Annotated in this window: 25 protein-coding genes and 3 pseudogenes; 8 read left to right on the plus strand and 20 right to left on the minus strand. The window is 37.3% G+C overall.

Features of this window, described 5'->3' with window-relative positions; genetic code table 11:
• Positions 1-11 precede the first annotated feature (11 nt).
• From AC1TO6_RS07450 to AC1TO6_RS07485, 8 genes are all read right to left on the minus strand, one after another.
• Positions 12-1,043, minus strand: a complete 1,032-nt coding sequence (locus AC1TO6_RS07450; RefSeq protein ID WP_482100968.1) for a branched-chain amino acid ABC transporter permease — start codon at positions 1,041-1,043, stop codon at positions 12-14.
• Positions 1,043-1,921: a branched-chain amino acid ABC transporter permease gene (locus AC1TO6_RS07455; RefSeq protein WP_482100969.1), complete on the minus strand. Its 879-nt coding sequence runs from the start codon at positions 1,919-1,921 to the stop codon at positions 1,043-1,045. Before AC1TO6_RS07455 ends, AC1TO6_RS07450 begins: the two co-directional genes overlap by 1 nt.
• 30 nt (positions 1,922-1,951) lie before the next feature.
• The gene (locus AC1TO6_RS07460) at positions 1,952-3,241 is read right to left on the minus strand and encodes a phenylacetate--CoA ligase family protein (RefSeq protein WP_482101017.1); all 1,290 of its coding nucleotides are present in this window, start codon (positions 3,239-3,241) and stop codon (positions 1,952-1,954) included.
• Positions 3,242-4,427: 1,186 nt separating this feature from the next.
• On the minus strand, positions 4,428-5,084 hold the full coding sequence (locus AC1TO6_RS07465) for a carboxymuconolactone decarboxylase family protein (protein ID WP_482100970.1): 657 nt from the start codon (positions 5,082-5,084) through the stop codon (positions 4,428-4,430).
• 214 nt (positions 5,085-5,298) lie between these two features.
• Positions 5,299-6,684, minus strand: a complete 1,386-nt coding sequence (locus AC1TO6_RS07470) for an LLM class flavin-dependent oxidoreductase (RefSeq protein WP_482100971.1) — start codon at positions 6,682-6,684, stop codon at positions 5,299-5,301.
• A 619-nt stretch (positions 6,685-7,303) separates the two neighbouring features.
• Positions 7,304-7,504 (minus strand): cold-shock protein, encoded by a 201-nt coding sequence (locus AC1TO6_RS07475; protein WP_025783429.1) that lies wholly within the window; start codon positions 7,502-7,504, stop codon positions 7,304-7,306.
• A 963-nt stretch (positions 7,505-8,467) separates the two neighbouring features.
• Complete coding sequence (locus tag AC1TO6_RS07480) at positions 8,468-8,725, minus strand: hypothetical protein (protein ID WP_482100972.1); 258 nt, start codon at positions 8,723-8,725, stop codon at positions 8,468-8,470.
• A gap of 182 nt (positions 8,726-8,907) precedes the next feature.
• Positions 8,908-9,183, minus strand: a complete 276-nt coding sequence (locus AC1TO6_RS07485; protein WP_482100973.1) for a hypothetical protein — start codon at positions 9,181-9,183, stop codon at positions 8,908-8,910.
• A 382-nt stretch (positions 9,184-9,565) separates the two neighbouring features.
• Between AC1TO6_RS07485 and AC1TO6_RS07490 the strand changes: the two genes are divergently transcribed.
• The 4 genes from AC1TO6_RS07490 (at position 9,566) to AC1TO6_RS07505 (ending at position 13,146) form a co-directional block, all read left to right on the plus strand.
• On the plus strand, positions 9,566-10,363 hold the full coding sequence (locus tag AC1TO6_RS07490) for a LysM peptidoglycan-binding domain-containing protein (protein WP_482100974.1): 798 nt from the start codon (positions 9,566-9,568) through the stop codon (positions 10,361-10,363).
• A 19-nt stretch (positions 10,364-10,382) separates the two neighbouring features.
• Positions 10,383-10,472: a YjcZ family sporulation protein gene (locus tag AC1TO6_RS07495; protein WP_482100975.1), complete on the plus strand. Its 90-nt coding sequence runs from the start codon at positions 10,383-10,385 to the stop codon at positions 10,470-10,472.
• 434 nt (positions 10,473-10,906) lie between these two features.
• The gene (locus tag AC1TO6_RS07500; RefSeq protein WP_482100976.1) at positions 10,907-11,725 is read left to right on the plus strand and encodes a mechanosensitive ion channel family protein; all 819 of its coding nucleotides are present in this window, start codon (positions 10,907-10,909) and stop codon (positions 11,723-11,725) included.
• A 602-nt stretch (positions 11,726-12,327) separates the two neighbouring features.
• Positions 12,328-13,146, plus strand: coding sequence for a serine/threonine protein kinase (locus AC1TO6_RS07505; RefSeq protein ID WP_482100977.1), 819 nt, complete (start codon positions 12,328-12,330; stop codon positions 13,144-13,146).
• A 579-nt stretch (positions 13,147-13,725) separates the two neighbouring features.
• Here AC1TO6_RS07505 and AC1TO6_RS07510 read toward each other — a convergent pair.
• The gene (locus AC1TO6_RS07510) at positions 13,726-14,004 is read right to left on the minus strand and encodes a hypothetical protein (RefSeq protein WP_482100978.1); all 279 of its coding nucleotides are present in this window, start codon (positions 14,002-14,004) and stop codon (positions 13,726-13,728) included.
• A 316-nt stretch (positions 14,005-14,320) separates the two neighbouring features.
• On the opposite strand from AC1TO6_RS07510, the gene AC1TO6_RS07515 reads away from it, so the two are divergent.
• The gene (locus tag AC1TO6_RS07515) at positions 14,321-15,160 is read left to right on the plus strand and encodes a CAP domain-containing protein (RefSeq protein ID WP_482100979.1); all 840 of its coding nucleotides are present in this window, start codon (positions 14,321-14,323) and stop codon (positions 15,158-15,160) included.
• Positions 15,161-15,525: 365 nt separating this feature from the next.
• Here the strand turns inward: AC1TO6_RS07515 and AC1TO6_RS07520 are convergent, their stop codons facing one another.
• Complete coding sequence (locus tag AC1TO6_RS07520; RefSeq protein WP_482100980.1) at positions 15,526-15,750, minus strand: hypothetical protein; 225 nt, start codon at positions 15,748-15,750, stop codon at positions 15,526-15,528.
• Between the two features lie 138 nt (positions 15,751-15,888).
• Positions 15,889-16,179 (minus strand): hypothetical protein, encoded by a 291-nt coding sequence (locus tag AC1TO6_RS07525; RefSeq protein ID WP_482100981.1) that lies wholly within the window; start codon positions 16,177-16,179, stop codon positions 15,889-15,891.
• Between the two features lie 141 nt (positions 16,180-16,320).
• Between AC1TO6_RS07525 and AC1TO6_RS07530 the strand changes: the two are divergent.
• A pseudogene (locus AC1TO6_RS07530) lies at positions 16,321-16,497 on the plus strand (transposase); the annotation flags it as partial.
• A gap of 646 nt (positions 16,498-17,143) precedes the next feature.
• Here AC1TO6_RS07530 and AC1TO6_RS07535 read toward each other — a convergent pair.
• The 9 genes and pseudogenes from AC1TO6_RS07535 to AC1TO6_RS07575 form a co-directional block, all read right to left on the minus strand.
• Positions 17,144-17,569 (minus strand): SRPBCC family protein, encoded by a 426-nt coding sequence (locus AC1TO6_RS07535; RefSeq protein ID WP_482100982.1) that lies wholly within the window; start codon positions 17,567-17,569, stop codon positions 17,144-17,146.
• 178 nt (positions 17,570-17,747) lie between these two features.
• A complete protein-coding gene (locus AC1TO6_RS07540) occupies positions 17,748-19,193 on the minus strand; it encodes a beta propeller repeat protein (protein ID WP_482100983.1) in 1,446 nt (481 codons plus the stop codon).
• 482 nt (positions 19,194-19,675) lie between these two features.
• Positions 19,676-19,885 carry a hypothetical protein gene (locus tag AC1TO6_RS07545; RefSeq protein ID WP_482100984.1) on the minus strand — a complete coding sequence of 70 codons (210 nt, stop codon included), beginning with the start codon at positions 19,883-19,885 and terminating at the stop codon, positions 19,676-19,678.
• Positions 19,886-19,900: 15 nt separating this feature from the next.
• A pseudogene (locus tag AC1TO6_RS07550) lies at positions 19,901-20,352 on the minus strand (group I intron-associated PD-(D/E)XK endonuclease).
• A 560-nt stretch (positions 20,353-20,912) separates the two neighbouring features.
• Positions 20,913-21,339 (minus strand): annotated as a pseudogene (locus AC1TO6_RS07555) (nicotinate phosphoribosyltransferase); the annotation flags it as partial.
• A 59-nt stretch (positions 21,340-21,398) separates the two neighbouring features.
• Positions 21,399-21,977, minus strand: coding sequence for an HD domain-containing protein (locus AC1TO6_RS07560; RefSeq protein WP_482100985.1), 579 nt, complete (start codon positions 21,975-21,977; stop codon positions 21,399-21,401).
• 39 nt (positions 21,978-22,016) lie between these two features.
• Positions 22,017-22,862, minus strand: coding sequence for an SIR2 family NAD-dependent protein deacylase (locus AC1TO6_RS07565; protein WP_482100986.1), 846 nt, complete (start codon positions 22,860-22,862; stop codon positions 22,017-22,019).
• Positions 22,863-22,945: 83 nt separating this feature from the next.
• Positions 22,946-23,824 (minus strand): SIR2 family NAD-dependent protein deacylase, encoded by an 879-nt coding sequence (locus tag AC1TO6_RS07570; protein ID WP_482100987.1) that lies wholly within the window; start codon positions 23,822-23,824, stop codon positions 22,946-22,948.
• Between the two features lie 36 nt (positions 23,825-23,860).
• A complete protein-coding gene (locus AC1TO6_RS07575; RefSeq protein ID WP_482100988.1) occupies positions 23,861-24,727 on the minus strand; it encodes an SIR2 family NAD-dependent protein deacylase in 867 nt (288 codons plus the stop codon).
• 219 nt (positions 24,728-24,946) lie between these two features.
• Here AC1TO6_RS07575 and AC1TO6_RS07580 point away from each other — a divergent pair, with 219 nt between their 5' ends.
• Together AC1TO6_RS07580 and AC1TO6_RS07585 are read left to right on the plus strand one after the other, a co-directional pair.
• Complete coding sequence (locus AC1TO6_RS07580) at positions 24,947-25,282, plus strand: winged helix-turn-helix transcriptional regulator (RefSeq protein ID WP_482100989.1); 336 nt, start codon at positions 24,947-24,949, stop codon at positions 25,280-25,282.
• A gap of 286 nt (positions 25,283-25,568) precedes the next feature.
• Entirely contained in the window at positions 25,569-25,928 is a 360-nt protein-coding gene (locus AC1TO6_RS07585) for a MarR family winged helix-turn-helix transcriptional regulator (RefSeq protein WP_482100990.1), read from the plus strand.
• The last annotated feature ends 2 nt before the right edge of the window (positions 25,929-25,930 follow it).

A 25,930-nucleotide genomic window follows, 5' to 3' on the forward strand; every position in this document is an offset into this window, starting at 1 on the left:
TCGCCTCACTTTCATGAAACTTCCCTTTTTGCCCCTAGTTTAATTCTTTGTTTTTTACTCGATTGTTTCGACAAATTTGATTCAATCCAATCAGCAATAGTTGGGAACAAGCCGCGTGGTACAAAAATGACAACAAGCATTAATATCAAGCCGTAAATGACATGTTCAAAGTCACTGGTAATGAAAGGAAACTGTTCACCAAGCATATGAACGATAATACCTACAGCTCGGATCAGAATTGTTCCGATTAACGCTCCCCATACACTGCCACTTCCTCCTAGTACAACCATTGCTAAAAAAAGAATTGATGCATCGAATGTAAACGCTGCTGGTGAAATACTGTAACTCATATGTGCAAACAGCCAGCCCGCAAGTCCGGCAAACATAGCGCTTAAAATGAAGATTTGCATTTTATATTTCCCTGTATTCACACCCATCGAACTTGAGGCAATTTCACTGTCATGAATTGATCGTAGCGCTCTCCCTACTCTCGAATGAACAATATTTAAAGAAAGAATTAAGACGATGATGACGAAAAACCAAACGAGGTAATAATAGGGAATTCCTTGATTAATCGTGTAACCAAATAATTTTAGTTGCGGTATTCCATAAAACCCTGATGCACCCTTTGTTACGTCACGCCATTCTACCAGTAGCGTATGGACGATTATTCCAAGTGCAAGCGTCGCCATTGCAAGATAGTAGCCGCTTAATCGTGACATAGTATGACCCATGACATAGGCCAGCAATCCAGGAATAAGAAGTGCAAATGGCAGACTTACCCATGGACTCCACCCCATTGTCGCCGTCAATACTGACGTCGTATATGCGCCAACACCGTAAAACGCAGCTTGTCCAAGTGAAATTTGACCTGCATATCCCATCAATAACCCGAGTCCAATTGCGATAATAGCGTAAATGCCAGCGAATGTTGCATGAGTTAAATAGAATGACTGTGTGACCACAAATGGGAATCCAATAATCACCAAAGCAAAGAGTAGCACACCCATCCATTTTGTTTGTTGAACCCCTTGTAACTTCATCACAATCCTCCTTTTCCAACGCTTTTTTCACCTAAAATACCACTAGGGCGAATTAGTAAGATTAACAGAATCGCCGAAAAAGTAATTGCATCTTTCATTCCTGAGCTGATGTAACCAGCACCTAGGGATTCCAATAAGCCAATCAACAATCCACCAATAACAGCTCCTGGGGCACTTCCAAGCCCGCCCAAAATTGCTGCCGAGAAACCTTTTATGCCGAGCATTGTACCCATATCATAGGCTGGGAACATAATTGGGGCGATAGCAAGACCCGCCAATGCGCCGAGCGCTGCACTTAAAGCGAATGAAAGCGCTGACATTTTTTTAGGGCTGATTCCCATCAATCGTGCTGCCAATGGATTTACTGATGACGCTCGGAACGCTTTACCTACCATTGTTTTATCAAGTAACAGATATAATAGTACAACTACTAAAAGCATTATTACGATAACCCAAATTGCTTGTGGTGTAATTGTAGCTCCTGCAATGTTGACCGGATTATTTTCTGTAAACGGAGCAACTCGCAATTGATCCTTCCCCCAAATGATACTAGCGATTCCACGAAAAAATATGGCCGTTCCAATCGTTAATATAATCAGACTAATGGCATTTGCTCCTTTAGCCCTCCTAATTAGAACAAACTCCATTCCCCAGCCTATCATCGAAACAAAGATGATAGTCACAATAAAACCGAGCCAGTAGGGCATACCGGCAGACGATAAAGAAAACATCGTCAAACCACCCAACATTACAAATTCTCCTTGAGCTAGATTAATAACCTTTGTCACACTATAAATAGTAACGAAACCGAGAGCGACAATGGCATAAATACTGCCAATTGTCATCCCAGTTAACGTAAACTGTAAAAGGTCCCCCATCACACACACACCCCTTTTTAGTTTTGCTAATTAAACACTAACTAGGCATTTCTCCCGTTTATCGACAACTCTGATAGCCTTTCCTTCCGAACGTGGAATCGTTTTTGGTGGATTCACAACAATATCTACGGAAATGAGACAAGTATTTTTCATCTGGTGTTGAATTTTTCTCTTTAATAAAGTAATTCTTTCGTGTTTTAAATCTTCACCAATTTCATTATAAAGAGATGTATCACACTCAACATGTAGTACTACAGCATCCATAGCACCTTTACGGACTAAATGGATTTGATACACTGGCGTGAGTTCACTAACTTGGAGAAGTTCCCTTTCCATTTCCGATGGGAAAACGTTTACACCGCGAATAATCATCATATCGTCCGTCCGCCCTTTGACACGTGACATTCTCGTCGTAGTTCTTCCACATTTACATTTCTCACGAGTGATGGAAGCAATATCTCCCGTACGGTAGCGGATAATTGGCAGCGCTTCCTTTTGAAGACTAGTAAAGACAAGCTCACCACTTTCTCCATCCGCAACAGGTTGAAGCGTATCTACATCAATTACTTCTACATAGAAATGATCCTCTGCTATATGAAGACCGTCCTGCTCTTCATGACACTCAATTGCTACGCCAGGTCCCATAATTTCACTTAAACCATATATATCTACTGCTTTAAAGTTTAGTTTTTTCTCGAGAGTAGCACGCATTTCTTCCGACCATGCTTCCGCTCCGAGAATACCATATTCAAGATTGGTCTCACGTGGGTCAATCCCCATATCTTCCATCTTTTCAACGATGCTCAGAATGTATGAAGGCGTTCCACAAATACCTCTTGGCTTCAGATCATTAATTAGTGTAATTTGGCGTTCTGTATTTCCACCGGAAATTGGAACTGTCGCAACGCCAAGTTCATCTGCGCCTTGGTGAAGTCCCAGACCGCCCGTAAATAATCCATAACCATATGCGTTATGAAATACATCCGATTTCCTTCCACCAGCCGTAACGATTGCTCTTGCAACAATAGTTCCCCAATTTTTTAAATCCTTTTCGGTATAACCAACGATTGTCGGTTTGCCACTTGTCCCGGATGAACCATGAATCCGATTAATATTTTCTATTGGCTCAGCGAATAAACCATATGGATATGTATCCCGAAAATCTTTCTTGACCGTAAATGGAAGTTTTACAATGTCATCAATAGTTTGAATATCCTCGGGTTTTACACCCAGCTCATCAAACTTCTTTTTGTAAAAATCAACATTACCATATACCTTTTTCACTGTCTCTTTAAGACCAGTTAACTGCCACTCTTCCATTTGTACGCGTGAGGCTGTTTCAATTTCCGGATTATACAAAATACTTCCCCCTTTTAGATAATTAATATTTCTAGGTCATTCCAATATAACTAAAAATAAACGCTTAGTTGAAATTCTGTAATGCAACAATAGATTAATACAAAGTTCAGACAATGTCAATTTAAATTTCTGAACATTCACAAACTGAATTTCTTTGTTATGGTAAAAAAAGAATGGTGCAAAATTCCAATTCAAATCAAAATCCTACTCAACTAAAGGGAAATTTAATATAGATTGTTTTGTAATTTTTAAATTAAATGATTTTAGACGCCAGTTATAGCGCAAGTTGTTAATACTTATATAGTTTCATCAATCATCATTTCAAGTATAAAAGAGAGAAACGAGAAATACTTAAAATAATCAATTCTGTCCAATTGTCCTTGCTTTTATTACTAGTCGATGTTGCTATGGTACAGATATATTCAACAAATCAGCAGAGAAAAAGAAGTAATACATAGAAAATGCTAATGATTTTCTCATACATTTTGGGCGTAAGTAGTAATGTGCGAGGCATTAGAAACTTTTCATAAAGATGTCCGTGGAAAGGCAAATGGGGTCTGTTTTTTAATATCAAGTATTTACAACGGATTATAATTGAAAACTTAAGCGTATTTGACTTTGAATTACGTGACGCGGATTGACATTTGAACACAACGATTGTAATCCTAAAATAGGTTCTTTCAATTAGTGATATAATTATCAATATACTCTGCTATATTATAAAAAAGTAATATATAAGGTATTTATTTATGGCTGAATTCACCACATTACTTAACGAATACTTGGTTTGTACGGTTGCGGAAATATCTTCAGTTTCCAGTTATTTTGTTACATCTACCCGATATCAATTATTGTTTCATTATACTAAAACGTTAGGGTACAAAAAAATGGGTTTCGCATCAATGACTGTAACCCTAATTTCTCGAAACCCCAGTTATGTCATCGGTTTGCGACTGATTTAATGATGTCGCAGGAGGACTTGTAAATTTGTGAAATATACACACGCGAAAAAAAGATGGCAATTGCTGGTCTCTGCAAGTCAATAATTTTTATTAGTGTAAATACAAAAACAGGTCACTTTGTGCGACCTGTTTTTGCCGTTCAATAAAGCAATGAAACATTAAGAACCTTGATTTTATATCTATATTTATGAATCAAATGCATTTAATGCGTTTACACTATGAGCCAAGGCTGAACCCGCTTTTAATGCAGTTGCCACCATAATCGATTCTGCTATTTCTTCCATAGTTGCGTCAGCTCCCTTTGCACCCTTCGTATGAATGTCAATACAGTACGGGCATCCCGTTGTATGTGCAACAGCAACAGCAATCAATTCTTTCTCTTTTACACTTAATAAACTTTCTTTCATTGTTTTTGTATCAAAATCAAGAAATGACTTAAATATATCTCCATTTAGCTTTGAGAATTCTTTTAATCTATTAAAATATGACACTTTATATAATTCATCGTCTTCATTTTGATCGTATGCGTTTAATGCATTCACTCCATGTGCAAGTGCAGAGCCTGCCTTTAGGGCCGTTGCGACCATGATGGCTTCAGACATTTCTTCTTTGGTAACATCTTCTGTTTTTGCTGCTGTCACATGAACTTCTATACAATATGGACAACCTGTTGTATGAGCAACAGCAATGGCAATTAATTCTTTTAACTTTTTGGTTAGCTTTCCCTCTGATAGTGCAAGTTTGTCGAACTGTACAAAAGCTTTGAAAGTGTCTGGTACAAGATCACTTAATTCTCCAAGACGGTTAAAATACGATTTTCTATATAATTCTTCTCTGCTCAAAATTTCTTCCCCCTAATTAATATCTTATATTGTTTGTTTTTTCGACATTTTTCTCTAGCTTAAAATGGTGTAATCCTTTTCTCACAATCTTTTTAGCGCAAATAGATTCAATCACTTTTGGGCTCATGACCTTTTTGGAAATCAGTTTTTATAAAACCTGTATTATGTTCATTTATATACATTAGGAATTCTTTCGAATACCCTCAACATTTACTCATTGATCAACCGGTTGCAGCTTACGTGAAAAGCGTTTTCCCGCGTGATGTTCTGGTAGCTGGTCACCGGCTCCGAATAGATTCGCCCGCATAGTCGCCGCTTCAGACTGCTTCCGTACGAGTCCTCTTTCTTGCAAAACAGGTACGACTAGTTCGGCGAAATCTTTGAATGATCCAGGTTTGACCGCATACGTAATATTGAACCCATCCACATCCGCCTCATTTACCCAACGTTCCATTTCGTCTGCTATTTTTTCAGGTGTCCCGACTACAACAGGACCGATTCCGCCAATCCCTACAAATTCCGCGATTTCTTTGATTGACCACTTTTTATCCGGGTCCACCTTCGTGAAGATTTCAACCCTTGAACGCATAGAGTCATTTTCGACAAATTGCAAGTCCTCATCCAAATCATATTCTGACAAATCAATTCCAGTCCATCCGCTGAACAGACTCATTGCTCCTTCAAGGCTTATATACTTCTTGTAATCATTGTACTTTTCTTCCGCCTCTTCTTGTGTCCGTCCAACAATCGGTGTGAACAGGCTGAAGATTTTTATTTCATCCCTTTTCCTGCCAAATGTCTCGGCTTGGCTACGGATTTTTTCTACGTATTTTTTGGCTATGTCAGCTGTTGGCATGGAAATATATATACCTTCCGCATGTTCAGCCGCAAAAGCAGCCCCTCTTGGTGATAAGCCCGCTTGAAAAATGACTGGTGTGCGCTGTGGAGACGGTTCGCAAAGGTGAGCACCTGGAACAGAGAAGTGCTTCCCTTGATGGTTAATGTCATGCACTTTTTCCGGATCAATGTACACTTTACGTTTCGGGTCTCTCACAACAGCATCCTCTTCCCAGCTCTGTTCCCATAATTTATAACACACCTCCAAATACTCTTCAGCAATGTCATACCGCGTACTATGATCGATTTGTTTATCAAGCCCCATGTTTAAAGCGGCGCTCTTCAAGTAAGACGTGACAATATTCCAACCAACCCTTCCTTTTGTCAAATGGTCCAATGTCGAAATGCGGCGCGCAAATGTGTAGGGATGTTCATGTGTAACGGAAGCCGTCACGCCAAATCCAAGATTTTTTGTCACCGCCGCCATTGCTGGCACAACCAAGAGTGGATCATTGACAGGTGATTGCACTGCTTGGCGTAGTGAAGCATCCCTTGTACCTTCGTACACATCGTAAGGACCTAACACGTCTGCTAAAAAGATTGAGTCAAATTGTGCAGCTTCCAATAGTTTCGCAAGCTCTATCCAATAGTCGATGTCTGTATATCGATGAGCTTCACTATCAGGATGCGACCATAATCCAGGCGATTGATTGCTCGGGCAGTTCATTTCAAAAGCGTTTAATAGAATTCGTTTTTTTGTCATTTCATATTCCTCCTAAGTGATATTGAACCAAATGTAGACCAAAATAAAAAGCTCTCTTTTAAGAATAAAATTCTTAAATCGAGAGCCGCTAGTTGTCTAGTAGGCTTACAAATTCATTTATTGCCTCGTTTGAATTCGCTAGAAATCAGATTATATGACTTCTTCTATCAACGACCATTAGCACATAAAAACCAGGTATCGACTGTAATATAAACACCTCTGTTTACGGTGAAGTTACCTAATATTTGGTCTGTTATCGATTCTCAACTAAACTGTACCCTTTGGTAATAGCCTTGAAATAAGTATTTCCAAATTACCAAAACTTTAATAAATCTATTCTGATACTTGTAAACTGTATATTAGATTCTAATTAACTTTACTAAAAGAGTCAAGGGTTATGATGTAATATTTTGAATTTTATAATCAATTTAACTTCACTTACATACTCACTACAAACTGTTCCCATCTATTTTCTGAAAGAAATAATTTTTTTAAAAATTACACTAAAAATATGCACAGATTATCGTTATCGGTTAAAGTGACACAGATTACTATTAATATAAACTATTTTAAGCAAATAAAAAAAGACCCTACAAGTAGGGTCTTTTTTTAGCTGTTATTAAGCTTTTTGAACGTTTGTAGCTTGTAGGCCACGTTGTCCTTGTTCAATTTCAAATGTTACACTTTGACCTTCGTCTAAAGATTTGAAACCTTCGCTTTGAATTGCTGAGAAATGTACGAATACGTCCTCTCCTGCTTCACGCTCGATGAATCCAAAACCTTTTTCTGCATTAAACCATTTAACTGTACCTTGTTCCATAATTGTTGCCTCCTAGTGCGGATATCCACACAATATGTTACTACCCTTGTTCAAATACCTTAGACGAAAAACAAAATTCTCAATCTGAAAAAGAACAAAAATAACTCTTAATAAGAATAACACATATACGATGAAATAGATAGCAATATCATTTGTTTCAGCATCCTTCTTCACCTTTTTATATACTTTCACGTTGTTAGAGTGCTAAAAGTCTACTTTCAACCAAGCAGTTTTAATGCACTAACCCAAGAATGATAATTGTCTTCATCAAGTTGAATTTCATTAAGCAATTTAGACGGGTTACGTTTACTTCTTCTGAATCGACGAGAGTGTCGAGATTTTTTTCATTCCATGTAGTAAGACCTCTTGTGAAATTACTATCCAAACGAGGTTGTTACACTTCACTTCCTACATTTGTATCTAGCAACCCTTCCGCTCCCTTAACTGTAGGCGTTGAAAGTTCTCCGAGGTTCGTTTTACTTCTGCGTTATCTTTATTGACTAAGAGCCATGCTTTGATTGCTTCTGAGTTCTTTGTTATTCATCCTTGCGCCCTTATAGTTCACGCCTATAAGGGCACAATAAATAAGCTTCTTTTAGGTCTATGCTCAAAGACCGGTTGCATAACGGAGCAACGAACCGAGATAGCGGATCACTTCCTCCCTAAAATATAATTGCGTTTAACAATATATCCGTGAAGCAAAATGACCTACCTCCTTTACCGTAATTTCAACCACAGTACAATATCACTATACACGAGTCGAACAGGACTACTCTACAATAATCACTTTTATCATTCTATTTTCCTTATGCCCGTGTTTGAAAGGTTAATACAACATATGGGTAACCTGCTTGTTTTCTTTTAGCTATTTATCTTCTATGTTATTTAGTCTTGTTAACCCATTCATTCAACCATTCAATTTCCCATTGCTGTTAACTCTGTTCGTCCTTTTATCTCTTTCTGCTAAATTGCGCCAATTTTCTTCTGATTCATTGGAATCTCAAGCAATTCCTCTAATGCCATATAGAGACACCGATATCCGATTTTCCCTCTAAAGGCATCATAAGCACATTTGAGTACAAGGTAGTCTTGATAGTCATTTTCATCGCGGATGGCATGGATATCTACTTTTTCGGACAATGCATAATAACCACTTCGATGTACTTTTGCGACTTCGCATAGATGGGTCGTTAACCTCTTTAATTGAAACTTACGAATCACTTCGTTAATCACCTGATATTTCTCTGCTGATGTTAGAGTTATTTCTCGGCCTGACTCTCTAATTCCTCGAGCTTTTTTAACAATTCGACCTCAGCTTCAAGATATTTAATCCGCGCTTCAGCTTTATTAAGTTTCTTCTCAGGATATTACTCTTTAGTGGATGGGCGACCAGTACTTCCTTTTCAGCGCCGTTCCTCAAAGTACCCATCTTCTCCGTGAAGCTGATATGAATATCTCCAACGACTAAGTGAACTATTAGCTTTCTCGGTGCCAATCATTTCTAAGTCAAATCCAAGTTCAGTAAAAATTTGAGACGGGCCTTTATCGTTCTGATTCTCTACGACGGCTAATACTTTAAATTTAGGTTTATATTGGATAGAACGTTCTGAGGCTGAGTTCACATCAGGATTTGTTTCTAATAATCTACGTTGAAGTTCATTGAAAAGTATTTTTCTCATTTTAAACACTCCTAACAGGCTAGTTATCTTCAGTTTACATAGACTTTAAGACAGAAAAAACTCAAAATGGGATCGCTTTTTTAAAAGTGTCTACCATTTGGGGTTCAGTTCAGAACGGTAACAATGTGATTTGTTTCGTGATAAAAATGACTTTTGACAAGAGGGTGAAAATCATCCCACGTGACAACTCCTTAGAACCCTTCTGCTATCGCTCCAGTCAGACATGCACCCTTGACACTTCCCGTTTATAATTCTGTTGATAATTCCATGAATGACTCAATATGATTGTCCCCATCCTCTTTGTTTTACAAGAATATCTTAATAGTAAGATTGTCTTGTTTGAGTACAGACACTTTTAAAAATTAAAATGGAGGTGATGATATTGTCAATAGTTTTTAATAAAACTTATATTTACACAGTAAGTAAGAGCGATACATTATATTCAATAGCTCGTAGATTTGGAAGTTTTGTTGAAGCAATAGGAAGAGCGAATCATTTATTTCAGCCGGTAACTGATCCTGGTCATATTTATCCTGGAGATGTACTTGTCGTTCCAGTTCTTTCGAAAACTGATAAAATAACTTATATTGTTAAATCCGGAGATACAGTTAGTAAGATTGCTTCTAGGTTTGATGCATTTAGTGATTTAGTTTCTGGTATTAATGATTTAGTAAACCCCAACATTATTTTCCCTAGTCAACCATTAACAGTACCTGTATTTATATACGAAATACGATCAGGTGATACACTTTCATCGATTTCGAATAGATTTGGAATTTCCCTTTCAAGCATAACAATGGCAAACCAAAACCGACCAGGTTACCAAGGAAATCTGATTTGGCCAGAATATGAGCTAATTCTGCCTTTACCAGCCTCTCAAAACATTGTCGTATGGACTCCACTTCCGGGAACAATAGTGGTTAATGGACAAAGAATAGAGGGTCAGGCAAGAGCGTTTGAAGCAAATGTTTTATATCAATTAAGAGACGCTAACGGAACTATTGTTTCTAAAGAACGTTCTACAATGGCTGACAAAGGAGCTCCTGAGTACGGAAATTTCACAAGTACTCTGCCATTCGACAGAACCCCTACATCAAATACTGGTGAACTTTGGGTTTACACAAGAAGTGCTAAAGATGGTAGTATCCAAGACTTGGTAAAGACAAAAGTCTATTTTTAAGAAAGTTTACCTTGTATTAATGCATAATTATGATGGGCGAGAGGGATTCGCGTTGACTGTTGTATTGTTTATCCTTTTGATCATCATTGGTGCTGCATGGGTAAACTAAAATAAAAGGCGAAGAAGCTGGATTGTAAATCAGCTTCTTTCCTTTGTATATTTACTTCAATTTTGGATGAGTATTTCACCATGAATTTCCAACCCCATCACATATTCTTTTTATTATTTCCGACAATATTGTATAAAAAATAAAGAATTGTACATACCATTCCTGATTCATAAATTTTAGCTATTCTGTAAGAATGAAAAGGGAATTAATCTTGCCCAGGATCAATTCCCTCATGGACCTTTGTCTCTATATCTTTTAATATCCATTTAGCAACGAAAAACACATTCTGTTAATATAATCCTTCCTCATGAAGCCCGGATACTGCTTCTTTTTTTAATGTAACCATGCTATCGTTAAGGGTTGTTGCGAAAGGATGTTTTTTCTCCTTATCTGCATTCCTTTGGTATAGTGTAAAAAAAGTAGGAGTTGATTGGATGTTTTTCTTGGAACTGTTCCGGCAGTCGCCCATAAAAATAGTAACGGTGGCACTGCTTATTCTACTCTCGGTTTATTTGCTCCGCAAATCCATCAAGCTTTTCTTTGACAAAACGAGCATCTTGGATGAAAAGCGGGAAGAGACATTAATTCATTTCGCCAACCAGGTGACAAAGGCATTGGGACTGGTCATCTTCTTTATTTATGTACTTAGCTATTTCTACGACCTAACAAAGCTTGTCACTGGTTCGGTCGTGGTCGTAGGTGCCTTGGCATTGATCCTTCAGCATATCATCCGCGATTACATTATGGGGCTGACCTACTTGTTTGAGCGCCAGATCCATCACGGGGATTATGTGATCATCAATGGAAACCGTCAGGGGAAAATCGAGGATATTAGCATGCGCCACCTGAAAATCCGCCAGCATGACGGATACCTCTATACGGTCTCCTATAGCAGCATCATGGAACTTCAGAACGGGACCCGGGGAATGCGCCGGGTAACCGAAAGCCTTGTCCTCAACTATACGCAAAATCCTGACGTTGCTTTCAAAGTGATGGAGGAAATGGCACAAACATGCAACGAGAAATACGGTGAATACCTGTTGAAGGATGAGAACGGCGTTCCCGTGGAGAGTTTCAAATTCAACCAAATCACCGAACTGAACGTGGATTTCAGGGGTCACCGGTATTCATTATCAGGTCTTGTGAAGGAAGCGGATTTCGTGAATGCGGGCAAAAGAGTAAGGTATGAACTGGCGATGGCTGCCTACAAGAACGACTTGTTGATGGCAGATAGCCTCAACACAAGCCAATAAAAATCATAAAAAGCTAGAGTTCATATCTCTTGCTTTTTTTGTTATTTTCATGAATACAACAAGTGAAGGCATTGAAGTCGAGTTCAGCTGGTTCGTCACCCTACCGTTGTGCTCCACATATAAAACTTGTTGGTTAACTTCCAAATACGCACTTCCATCCATACATTGTTATGTCTAGCCAGAACTACAAAAAGGCTAATTAAAATTGCTGACACCATCCTGGAAACAGAAGAAGAATTTGAACAGTAAACCATTAGTAGCGAACAATTGCTGCATGACACAGCTAGAGCAAAATGTCGTAAAAATGGTATACCTAAGATTAATCAGATAAAATTAAATTAGGCTATCGCCATGGATTCTTAAAGAATGACAGTTAAAGAAGCTCCCTAGATTTCGGCTACTTCAATCCATTAAGCTTTTTAAAAAGTAACCACTTTATTAATGGCCGTACTCAATTATAATTCATACTCATTTTTGCTGGACTTTCTGAGCTTAACGAGTACATAAAATTTCTAAAAACAATCTAAGGTTCGATAACTATGGGATTTTTAAGTTTTGTGTAGGATCCTAAGTTAAAAGAAGGGGTGAGGGAAGTTTCAATTTTGCGTTCAATTAAAAAAATTTATCAATTTTTTGTAGATATACCTATAAAAGATGGGACGGTTTTGAACGGACGCTACGAGGTTTTGAATGTTATAGGGACTGGAAGTTATGGCATTGTTTATCTCTGTAATGATTTGAAGTCACAAGAAAATAAAGTGGTTAAACAGCTTCGTCCAAGTAAAAGTCGTAACAAAAAAGAAGTTATGCTATTTAAAAGTGAAACCTCTGTGTTGCGTTCACTGAACCATAGAAATATGCCAATATTATATGAAGCTTTTTCAAATAACGGATACTTTTTTTATGTGATGAGTCTTATTGAAGGAGAGAATTTGGAAGACCATATTTTTTATAATAAGAAAACTTTTAATGAGAAAGAGTCTTTATTAATTCTTGGTCAAATGCTGGAATTAGTCAATTATCTTCACACAGAAAATATTTACCATCAAGATTTACGTATTCCAAACATTTTATTGAAAAATAATGAGCCATTTTTGATTGATTTTGGTTTATCTAAGCATAGAGTCTCGGTTGACCCATTGCAATTACCACCTGGTTCTTTACATAACAAACAGAAAGATGTCCTAGAAATGAAACAACAGGACTACTATGATTTAGGTGAAATACTTTTATATTTGCTTTATACGAAGTACTCTTTCAAAAATAAAAAAGCTCTTCCATGGACAGAAGAGCTAACTTTAGAAAAGGGAACTATATATTTGCTGAAAAGACTATTACAAATTAAAGAACCTTATCCAACTATTAGTGAAATTTCAACCGATCTTCATGCTGCAATTAAAGCTGTACAAAAAGTACATTAGCCGTAGTTAGGAAGGTTAGCTGCTGCTCCGCCCCTTCCGTTTGTAGCGGTTACTTCCGCTCATGGGAGATCGATTATTGCTTCGATTGCTGCTACTGCTGCCCCGGCGATAATGATTTCCTCGTTCACTGCTACTCCCTCGACGATATTGACCACGTCTTCGTTCGCTGCTTCCTTGGGACAGTTGCTGAATTTGCTTCATAATTTTTTTAAACATTTTCTTCCTCTTTTCATCATTTTTTTGGAGCTTGTTGTTTGATGTTTTTTTATTTTTTGTTTGTTGTTTACTATAGCATTGAGTAAGAACAAAACTAAAATAATTTGTACTCAGCTAAGCTAAGACTAACTATTTTATGTCAAAAGATCTGGTCATTTTTCATCTCTACTCTCCACACTTTAGTGAGCTTGGTTTTATAATGGTAGATATATTTCATGTCAAAACTCTAACGAAAAATCCTGATTGTTCCTTCGACCCAACCAGCTAGGCAATTTTGAGATTATTCATCTTCTTTCTGCCCTGATTTAAACCAATCATTTACGACGTTGTAGCAATGCCCACGCATACAATCCTATTTGATGGTTATCCCGAACATCGAGGCTGAATCTGCATCAGAAAGTGAAAGTTGAAAATGAACCTCCGTATCACCCACGTTTTCATTAATCGATGCATGACTAACTCTGACATTTCATCCATAGTCACTACTGGATGAAACTCAGCCTCAATCATCCCATTTAAAAAGGTTTCGGAATGAGACACCCCATTAATTTTATCCTCGACTACTTTATGAACCCCTTTACACAAAGCAAAAGGGTATTTTGCTGAAGTAACAGCGTATTTCATATCATTCATCGAATTCATACTGAACAATTCCTTTCCGATTATAAAAACCCTTTTTTATTTCAATGTGCGTATGGAATGGTCAAATGGTGGTTTGAATACGTCAAGATGGAAGCCCGTCTAGTGATTATAGGTGAAGGCATGAAATCGTTAAATTAGGAGGTCGTCAACCCCTATTAAGATGAAAAATAAAGATAGTTGACCAGACTTATCCATTTACATAGAATATGAGGCCTTTGCTAGAGTATTCATTTTAGAATTGGATAGACTGGAAAAAAAACCCGATATTCTAACTCTCCCACGCGTTATGATAGATTGCGAAGGGAGGAGTAATGAGATGAAAAAATCGATTGCAGTACTCATGCTCGGTTCGGCGCTCATACTGCCGAACAACAATAGTGTAGAAGCTTCAAATTCGGACAATAATGTACAGGTGCAAAAAGCACAGCAGTACATTCAAAGCTACATAGGGGGGGACAAACAACCCTATATGGACAACACTTTACTCAAAAAAACGATTAATTTTGATCGACTTTATAGTTTAGCGAAATCTTATGCAAATAATACAGAGGTTGCTGTACCAACCCAGAACCAACAGCAAACTAAACCAGTTACGGTTAAGCCAGAAGCGAAACCAGTGAAGGAGCCTGTTACAGCTAAGCCGGTAGAAAAACCAGCTCCGACTAAGCAGCCGGCAGTGACACCAACACCGGAAGCAACTCCACCGGCTAAGACAGCACCGCAAAAACCGGCAGAAGTAGCGCCAGTAAAACCTGCAGAAACAACATCTGATGCATCTGTTTCTGAAATTGAAAAAGCTGTACTTGACCTAACAAATGTTGAAAGGCAAAAAGCAGGTCTTAAACCATTACAAACAGATGCTAAATTGATGAACTCTGCAAGACAAAAATCAACAGATATGGCATCAAAAGGATACTTTTCACATACAAGCCCGACTTACGGATCACCGTTCGATCAAATGAAAGCTAATGGTGTAACGTATAAATCGGCTGCTGAAAATATTGCGATGGGCCAACGTACAGCCGAAGAAGTCGTAAAAGGATGGATGGAATCACCAGGGCATAGACAAAATATCTTAACGGCTGATTTCACTCACATCGGTATCGGTTATGACAAAAACGGAAACTACTGGACGCAGCAATTTATCCAGAAATAATATGATTGAAGAGTCGTCCTTTGCACCGGAATCGTTCCGGTACAGAGGATGACTTTTTTTGATATATTTCCAGTTTTTGCTAACCATTGTTAAGTGAATCAATTTCATAATGTGTACTTTTAAAAAAATCATAAAGAAACAGAATTTGAAATGATTTTAAAAAATTTAATAAAATTTCCGATTACTCTATTGTGGTTAGTTGAAGCTGGGTGAGTCAATCAACTGCAAGTTTACTAGCATTGTACGCAATATAAACCAAGTCGATATGAACTTTGGCTTTCTCACCTGTACAATGATAAATCCGATCTAGTAGAAAATGAGTTGGGCATTTACACGTTCAACGGAACTTCCTTATAAATTCCATCTCATTTCATCGCCCCTCTTGCAGGTGCAGTGCAGAAGGTATTAAGCGTGAATCGCATATTCTTTTTGAAGGTTTGGGTATCCATCATCCTCAACAGGAGGTGGGATGTTTCAAGGACGCCAAAACCCAGCACGATTAGTTCGGTTGAATTTTGTTTTGCTACATGTGCTTCGACTTCAGGGTAGATATACAGCTTATTTCTACAGATTTTAGTTTTGAAAAACACTATGCGGTTTCCCCCTTCCGTAAAAAGACAATAAAAATAACACGTTTCATTCAATGACTGAATGAAACGTGTTTTGTGTCAAATAGATTATTTAAAATCTTACCCTTGTTCAAGTAATGCACCCGTTAGCGTGAGAAGTTACCAAAGATTATTTGTCTGTTTTTGTAACATCATTTCTAATTTTTTTCTATACTTATTCTGATAGGAATTTCTCCACATTTTTTCAATATTTATTTTACCAATGATGTGTCGCACTTTGTCATTTTCGTTGATTAACTTATTGCATTGGACATTCTCAATATATGCTTGAAACCATTTGTATTGTTTAAGAAACTCAATGTTCTTGTTAATTTCTTCTTTTGTAACATCTTTCATAGAAGAAAAAATAAGTGTTCCAATTGAACCTATCAGTTCGAGTAAAATTCCCAATAAATCTCCCCCCCTTTGTTAATAAACACCTTTAGGTTACCAATTCGCACTTATAAACTAACCTGCCCTGTTACCCATACATGTAGCGCAAATTCAGCGCTACACCACAGAGGATGAAAATGTGTACAGAACGGGTATTGGATACCACGGTTGGATTCTATTCCTAGCGTTGCCACTCGTATGGCTGAACAAATCCTAGCTGAAGTCGGAACCGATGTCGGGAATCAATTTCCAAGCTCTTCCCATCTATGTTCCTGGGCAGGATTAGTCCCTGGCCATAACGAAAGTGCTGGCAAAAGGAAATCCACGAATATGAAAAGTATTCTGAACCAATAACTAGTCGCTGCACTTTTTTCAAAAAAAATGAGCTACGTTTCTTTTAGTGTTGCCATTTTCGCGAAGTTTGGCGTTTAATTTTCATGGGAGTTCAATAAGAAAAAGCTACCCTTACAGGCACTTACTTGTTTAACTAAAGCAGCCGTTGGATGAATATTCGAATATCTAAACTTTTAACTATCATTGTATCTCAATTGGAAAAACTACGCTTTAACTTATTTGTACTAGTTCCTTAGGTTCTACGATGTCCAAGTAATTTATGATAAAATTGATTGTTTTGTTGTCCTTTTTTCGTAATCATCGAAATATGGTAGTGTCCTGCTATCTTGTTCATATTGGTTCCTCCCTTTAGGCAAAAAAAAAGAGGCATTAAGCCTCTTTGTTCTCATTCATTAGTTCTACAACGCTACGTTGTTCTATTGTTTGTTCGGATGCAACTATTTCCATTGATTGATTTTTGATTCTTTGTTGTGCAATCTCTAACAACACAGCATCAATTAAAAGTCCTATCGCTAAAACGAAGAAAGCTGTTGGATGCGTACCATTGATTATTTAATAATAAGCATCTCCGCCTACCCAAGTATTAACAGGTTCATGTAAATAAAAATCCTCTTGGCTACCCTTATTTTTATTGTTGCTCTGCATACTTTTTAAAATTATTTAAAATTGACTGCCAACCTTCCTGTTGCATCTCGATTGGATTTTCTGTCTCTGGGTCAAATACTTGTATGATTTTCGTGTCGTTTTCTTCTAGAAGAAAAGTTATTTCAACTTTTCTTCCATCCCCTAAAGTATAAGAAATGAACTCATTTAATTTCACTTCATCATATACTCCACCAAAATCAAACCCAAAGCTTCCATCTTTCGCTTCCATTCTGGAGGAAAATTTTCCACCTGCTCTTAAATCATTTTCAGAAAATGGAGTGTGCCAATCATCTGAAGCACTATTCCATTTTGTTATATGATTAGGCTCTGTCCAATATTTCCATACATTTTCAACTGGTGCATGAACTGTTGTTTTAATAGTAATTTTTGAATTATTTTCTTTCGTCATTTTTCCACACCTTTCTTTATAAGTTTTTTATTTTTTTGTATTTATGGTTACATAGTAAACATAATATAGCAATATAGACCATAATGGTGGTCTTGTTTAACTTTAGCACCCGTTAGTTTAAGTGAAATGTTTCACAATCTATTTTTTCATGGATATACACTTCAAATTTTTATTGTCTCTACGGAATCGGCATTTCTTCCCACGAATAATCCGGTATCGTTGCAATCCATAACTTATCTCCCATGATATCGACATCCCAAACGATGGTATCCATCGCATCAAACACTTTTTCAGATTTTCTAACATCTGCCGTGTTGATAGAATAAATAGTTTCACCTCTATTTGTGATTCCGAATAATTTCTCTCCTTTTTTTATAAGTCTAACTACCATTTTATCAACTTGAATTTCACTCCAATTTTCCTCTTTAAGGTTTCGGGTCCAAAACCCACTTTCTGTGGTAATGAATAGCCTATTATTAATCACTTTCATATCATCAGGTACATGATTACTATTCGGCATGGTTATCTCGTTCCAGCCATCATTTGTCTTTTGCAAAATCTTCCTTTCTTCTGTCAATCCAACCACATCACCATGATCCGATATTTGAACCACATAAAATGGTTTAGGACCAATAGCCTGTTCCCAACTCCCACCTTGATTGGTCGTATAGTAAACCTTTCCATTTGATAGGACAGCTATATGGTTATTGATTGAATAATCCATGTTCTGAATCCTGTGGTCTAATGAAAGAATTTTCGTCCCTTTACTTTTTGATGTAATACCTGTCCATAATTCTTTTTCTGTTACTGCATATAACTGATCATTCATATCAAACCACGCGTGTGTTACATAATCATTAGTTTGGAGATCTGTCCATGTTTCTCCATTGTTATGGCTCCATTCAATAAAAGGTTGTTTGGTTGTACTAAATTGTGTTGGCTTTTTGTCTCCCCATACCACTAAATTGTTCTTTCCAGCGACAACCCCCATAATCGCCATCCCTTTTTTTGTTAGGTTATCGGAGCCATTACGTCTGGATATTAATCCTCCACCGTATGGTAATTTATGAATGGCACTGACCACATCTCCGTTTTGGGCATTGAATGAAATTCGAACAAAGCGGTTATCCCGATCATTTCCTACCACATCTAGAATGGGTGTACCATCGATACTATCAAGTGTAAAATGATATCCTGTTGCCCAATCTTTTCCTTGTTTTAGTCCGTATTTATCCTTTGCTAGTTGGAGAACATCAGAGCTATCCAACTTGATTTCATCGTAGGGTATTGTTGGACCCGGAGTTTGCTTTCCCAGTCTAAAATCGATAATTTTCTTTTCTGAGATACCAATTATTACATAATCATCCGTACCTGGAACGATAAAGATCATAGTCCAAATAAAGCGTTTTCCATTTACTCCTCTCGAGCCTCCCTTCGTTTCATCAACGCTGTTTACACTTGTAAGTGTTGCGTTTACATTCCATTCTTTTGCTCGCTGCAATCCAATGTCAATTGCTTCTTTTAGCGTAATTTCACCATCTGAAGCGATTCCTTCATGTCCAATCAAATTTGCAAAAACTAAAAAAACAACTAAGAAACAAGCGATTTTTTTAAAGAACCTCAAAGTTACCACCATCCTATGCTCCTATTTAGGATGGAGTAAATACTTCGTTATATACCCTCTTAGATCCAATATAACAAACAAAATACTCCTTAATATGGCTCGATTGCGGAACAAAAATTAAAAAGCACTCCTTATCAAAAAAGTAACCTGTCAATAATTTTAAAACCCAATAAATGTTCCAAAACTCGTCCTTCTCTGAACACACAAAAATCCCCGTTGAAATGAATGCTTTTTATCAATAGGTGTTACGAAATCCTGTTCATTATTCTACGTTCAATAACCTAATAAAATCTATCTTATGTTGCAATGAAGAAACCCAGCTAATCTTCTAATGTGAAGTTAGTCAGTTTTTTAAATTTATATGTGCAAAATAACGCTTGAAATACGCGCAAATTATCGGTCATAGTGACACCCACTACCAGAGGCACAGATCCCTTGGATATATAATCTACACAAATAAGAAGATCAGATTTCTCCGACCTTCACAATTTCCTTGTAATACTTAACTTGCGATACATTGCTATTACCTTTATATTTTCTCGTTCCCATACTTCATTCCTAAACACCGGGATTTTGAATTGTTTCTCCATTTCAGTCATTAAACCAGCCAGTAGAATATCTTTTCTTGGTTGATCTGCATGGATGATCCTTTCATATTCCCTTTGATATTCTAAAAGTGATTTCTTGGCCATCACTATCTGCCCCCTCTAGCTACTTCTCTTTTGGCACGGATTAGTGTGCGTATAGGATCCAACCTCCAATATATGTAAATCATGTACTTTTTGCTTTTTAGTGAATTTCTTCGGTCTACCTTCACGGAAATCAGGATTCTGCTTCGCATGGCTGGGATCAAAGTAATAGCATTCATCAGTTTATGGACAATAAACGCATTACACATCAATTTCATTTTTTCGACAACTGATGTAAATATTCCTTTTGTGTTGCAATTAGATGAACGAAATCTGACTTCTAGAATCTCTCTAGAAGTTAACTCCCTATACTTGACTTGAACCCTTTTGAAATAACCATCTTTATAAACGACAAGATCAAATGGGGAATGTTCGGTATGGGCTATCAATATTATATAGCCCTTTTGGTGTAAATCGACCTGGGCTTTTAAAACTCCTAAATCTCCCTTATTCTAAGTGTGATGATACAAGGTTGTTCACCTCTTTCCTGTAATGTGCCGGTGCTCAATAAAAACATCACTGATTTCCTTTAAAAATAAAACAAGAATCTTACCGTTTTCATAACTATCAGTCCCAATTTTGAATTATATCCATTATGATTGATAGGGAAAATTATTTCCAATTTTATAAACGACATATCAGTAGAACATTCGATGTTTCTTTCATAAGCATAGTGCTGGGACAAGCTAATCACTTGTCCTGTTTGAAATTTGTGTAGTCATTTTTCAACCACATTAAATACCCTAGAATACCGTCTTGTTGCTTGTTTTGGACAGCCGTCATATTATCAAGATTAATTGACATACCTAACAACGCTTTCTATTTTTGTATTTTAAGTAAATAAAAAAACGCATTTATATCTAGCGATTGCTAAGTAAATCTGTTTTAAAATAACCCGATTTCCCTATTTCAATAGATCCTCTTCTATCACCCTTCAATACCTTTTTTAATACAAAAAACCGACATCTCCTGAATAGGAAAAATCGGTTTTAATATAGTTCACGTAATATGCGTATGTATCATTTTTGACTTTGGTTTCGATCAATGTTTGATAGTTCACGATATTCAACAAGGCCGTCTCGATGAGTTGCGCTTCGATTAACGGTGTATTCGATACGAAGAATGGGTTCGTTGCCAAATACAACTTCCCCCTTCTTTCATGGAACGAACAGTTCCTGTAAAACGTACCGTTCGCAAAAAGTCAACATAGTCTTCTCGATAGCCAAGTTCCTTTAAATACTCCAAATCGCTTTCTGAAAAATGAAATGCTTGAAGATAATCAATGATTCGTTCCAATCCAGCAAAAATCGTATACCCATTTCCAAACGGCAATTTCCGAAAATACAATTCAAATACTGCTTTTTCCCTATTAATATTGTCCTCCCAATAAGCTTCTTCCATATTGATTTGGTACAAGTCCGTGTGAAGAGCAAGCTATCATCAATATATTTGTTCATTACACTTACCACCAACCTTACAAAGTACGCCCGGACCCGCTTACGTTAAATAGACTTTTTTATGCACTAGTTTCATTACTTTTCTGTAAGAGATCTTTTGCAAAGTCAACAAGTTGACGAGCTTCTTCGGTCCGAAGATAGTTAACATCCAAAGCATCAGTACCCAGACGGAAACGATCCAGTGCGTCAGCATCCTTGAAAATTTGATACAGCAGCACGCCCCGTCCACTTAAATCGGGAGACTTTGCAATCTCTGACAAACTAAGTGAATCATCCTGGTCATGGTAATAGATAATGTAGTAGGTTTTCGCATCATAGGACAAATCATGCGAACGACAATACTCTTTGTAATACGCTGCTGCACGACTACCATGTCCTTTATCAATCCCATCATCAAGGCGACGGGAATCATGGAAAACGGCCGCCACCGCAAGTAGCTCCTTTTCCTCTTCACTCAGACCTTTTTGATGCCCGATGAGGAGTGCCATTAACAACACGCGAGCGCTATGGGCTTTCGTATGCCATTCACTATCCGGCAGCCAAAACTCTACGTTTTGCTCCATGAATGTATACCATCGTTCATAAGGTTCTTTGATGGGCTGGCAGACAGGTTTATCCAGAATAGTTGACAGAAACATCATTCATTCCCCCTCTGTTTACTACTAAGGCAAATTAGCTTATTTCATCTGAACTAATTGCTCTAACACTTCCGCAATATCGCCGTCGACACCAATAGACTTAGCTGCAATTGCATTTGGTATATAAAGCTCGCTTCCTTTATTCAGGGTAATATAAGTAGCATTTTCTTCCGAGTTAGCTATATTCATAAATGGAGCTTTAATCAATTGATTTCTTGCACCTACGCCTAATTCCAGTAAGACTATTTTTTTGCCATGAGCATTATCGATAAAATCCTGATAAGCCTGAAAGCTAGCTTGCCATGCCTCACCTCTTAGAAAATTGCGATCGACTTCGACATGTACTTGCATTGGGCCACCACATTCTAGACATTTAGGAATAAGGCTTGAAGGAACTTTCCCATTTTCTTGGTTTCGGGCCATTTCATTCAATATTTCGTCACCTGGGTAAATTTGATTATGGCAAACATGAGAACATTGCAAATACCGACAATTGCCCTCTATTTCAAAAAGGCGTTCCTTTGGAAATCCTGCCAATGTAAAATGAGAATCTGTATTTGAGGTAACTACAAAATAATTTTTATCCTTCACCAATTCATAAAGGTTCTTTACAACAGGACTAGCTTCCTTGTTGTTTAAAAAGTAGGCGTACATACGGCTAAAAAATGCCCACTTCTCTTCCTCTGATGAATATGGATAAAAAGCTCCTTGTAGGATGCTACGAAAACCATATTTATTACGGAAATCGCCAAAATGTTCCAGAAAGAACGAATCCTCTGAAAAAATATTAGTACCTCCCGAAATGGCGAGGCCGTTACTTGCGCCAATTACGATGCTGTCAGCATTCTTGATTTTGCTTAAAATGTCTTGATAGTTCTCTCCCATATGAACCTCCATTATTTCTGAAATTTCGATGAATATATTTTACTTAATGAATTCGCGTAATGAGAAGCCAGATTGCCGAGTACTTATCCAATATCCGAATCTCTTTTTTCCTTCCCGCTCAAAGTATCTTGTAAGACATGAGCAATATCTTCTTTAATGGCAAGTCCTTTTCCAATTAACTCTCGAGGAACGATCGCATCTTTAGGATTAATTGTAATGTAGTAGGCGTCCGGAAAACTATAAGTCATATCCCAAAACGGCTCTTTAATAAACATTGGTGTCATTGTTCCGACGCCTAATTCCAGAAAGAGAATCTTTTTATCTTTGTTTTCGATAAGATACTCATTGTATTTTCTTAATTCATCTCTGTAAGAGCTTCCTTCCAGAAATACATAAGAGCGCACCCATGGTTCCATTTCCTGCCCGCATTTTGGACATACTGGAATTAACTCAGTCGGAATTCTGGTTCCCTCTATGTTTGCATACATGTTCTCAACTTGCTCTTTATTAAAATAAATTTGATCATGGCAACGGGTCCCACATTGAAAATAACGCAAATCCCCTTGAATTGGGGAAACTTTCTCTTCAGGGAAAGTCTTGGGAAACTGTGCGTCTTGATTCGTTGTAACAATGAAATAGTCTTTGTCTTGAAGTAGTTGCAATAAATCAAGGTAGGGGCGACCAGCTTCGGCATCATGTAATAATTTGATTTCAGTCGCAAGAAAAGCCCACCGTTCTTCACTTGTAGGATAACGGAAATGATAGCCCATAAAAAGGTTTTCAATCCCATATTTATCTGCAAATCCTCCAAAATGCTTCAGGAAATTTTCATCAGTATGATAAAAACTAGTGTGTCCAATAGCCTCAGACATTCCAGCAGCGCCACCTACCACAATTGCCTCAGCTTCTTGGATTTTGTTTAGTAATGTTTCTATGTTGTCTTGATATTGTTGTGATAACATATTTTTTTGTCCTCCTTAGTATTTTTCGCTTTCCTATTATTGAGCTACTTTCGCCTTCTCGTTCAGGGCATCTTCAAGCACTTGGGCAATATCTTCGTTAATTGCGAGTCCTTTTTCGCTTATCTCTCTAGGAACCACCGCATCTTTAGGATTGATGCTGATATAGTATGCATTCGGCAAACTATGAGTCATCTCCCAAAATGGCTCTTTAATAAACATCGGCGTCATCGTTCCTACGCCTAATTCCAGGAATAGGATTTTTTTATATTTGTTTTTCATAAGGAATGCTTGGAATTTCATTAATTCGCTTCTGAAAAGGCTTCCTTCTAGAAAAACACGAGATCGTACCCATGGTTCCATATCCTCCCCACATTCTGGACAAGTAGGAATCAACTCTGTGGGAATTTTAGTTCCCTCTATGTTTGCGTACATTTCTTCAACTTGCTTTTTATTGAAATAAACATGATCGTGGCAACGGTTGCTACATTGATAATAACGCCAATCCCCTTGAATCGCAGAGACCTTCTCTCCGGGAAAAACCTTTGAAAACTGAGTGTCTTGATTCGTTGTAAGGACGAAATAGTTTTTATCTTGAAGCAGTTGCAATAAATCAAGGTAGGGCTTACCCGCTTCGGCATCATATACAAACTTGTTTAAAGTAGCAATATAAGCCCAGCGTTCTTCTCTTGTCTCAAAACGGTGATAAAAACCATAAAAAATATTTTCAATCCCATACTTATCTGCAAATTCACTAAAATATTTCAGAAAGATTTCATCTGTCTGATACCAGTTGTACCCGGCGGCAGCAGACATCCCAGCAGCGCCACCAACCACAACCGCCTCAGCTTCTTCGATTTTCTGAAGTAGTGTCACTAAATGGTCTTGATATTGTTGTGTTAACATACTATATTTGTCCTCCTATAGATTTATACATTGCAGTTGAAAACATTCACGCATATATTGCCCCCCGCTCAACAACAAATCGTAAAGTCTCAGATGCGCAATATCTGTTTTGATTGTAAAGCACACCTTTACTTGAACCTAAATATATTATATAGTGGATACAAACTAAAAAATAGTATGCACTTTTACGACGCATACTATCCAGAAGGATAGTGTAAAATGAAAAATTCCAAAATGAATGTTGCTGACAATGAAGAGACCTCTTTCGGTTACACACTTTCTATTATTAACGGCAAATGGAAGCTACTAATTATTTACAACTTATCAAAAAACGGTGTAGTGCGTTATAATGAACTTCAGCGTATGATGGGTAAAATAACATATAAAACGCTCAGTTCTACACTAAAGGAAATGGTAAGTGATGGTATAGTCCATCGTGAAGAATATCCACAAATCCCTCCAAAGGTGGAATATAGCCTGACTGAAAAGGGGCACACGCTCTGGCCTATTATCCAGATAATGTGCCAATGGGGAGATCATAATAAGGAAATATAAAAGAGAGAAACTTCAGGTATATTGCATGGTTGATTTGATCCTGAAGATTCAAAGAAAAAATGGTTGCAATCATCCGTATTTGATGATTGGAACCATTTTTTCTTCGAATTATTTCCATTGTCTTTTGGTGTATAACAAGCTCTTCTTATATTTTTCATAAAACCAAATGTACCGTCTAAACGTTCTTTGTGAAATGAAAAAACTGTTGACAAAAAAGGCGTTAACATATAATATACATTTCTTCAGTTAAGTTCAGTTTACTTAACTGAAGAAGATGGAGGATATTATGCATTCAAATTATCAAAAAATGTTTAAAGAATTGACTGTCGTTTTTAGTGAATATTATTTAAATTATCTATTGTACAATGAAATCGCCAAGAAATTTGCGATTTCGAAAAGTGCTGTGAGCCTAGTATTATCGAAGCTCGAAGCACTAAATTTTATCAAACGTGAGGCCAATCCAAATAATCATCGCGAGTACTTCATCGGGTTTGCAGAAAAAGGTCTCGCTTATCAGACATTAAGTAGAGAAGCAGATGATGAATTTATGACGAAGCACTTCGCTGACATCGATTTAGAACAATTGCAAAATGTATTACAAACAATGAAGAAAGTAAATGCATCCATTTCATCCTCCGACAAATAGGA

This window comes from Sporosarcina sp. Y352 (assembly GCF_056786535.1).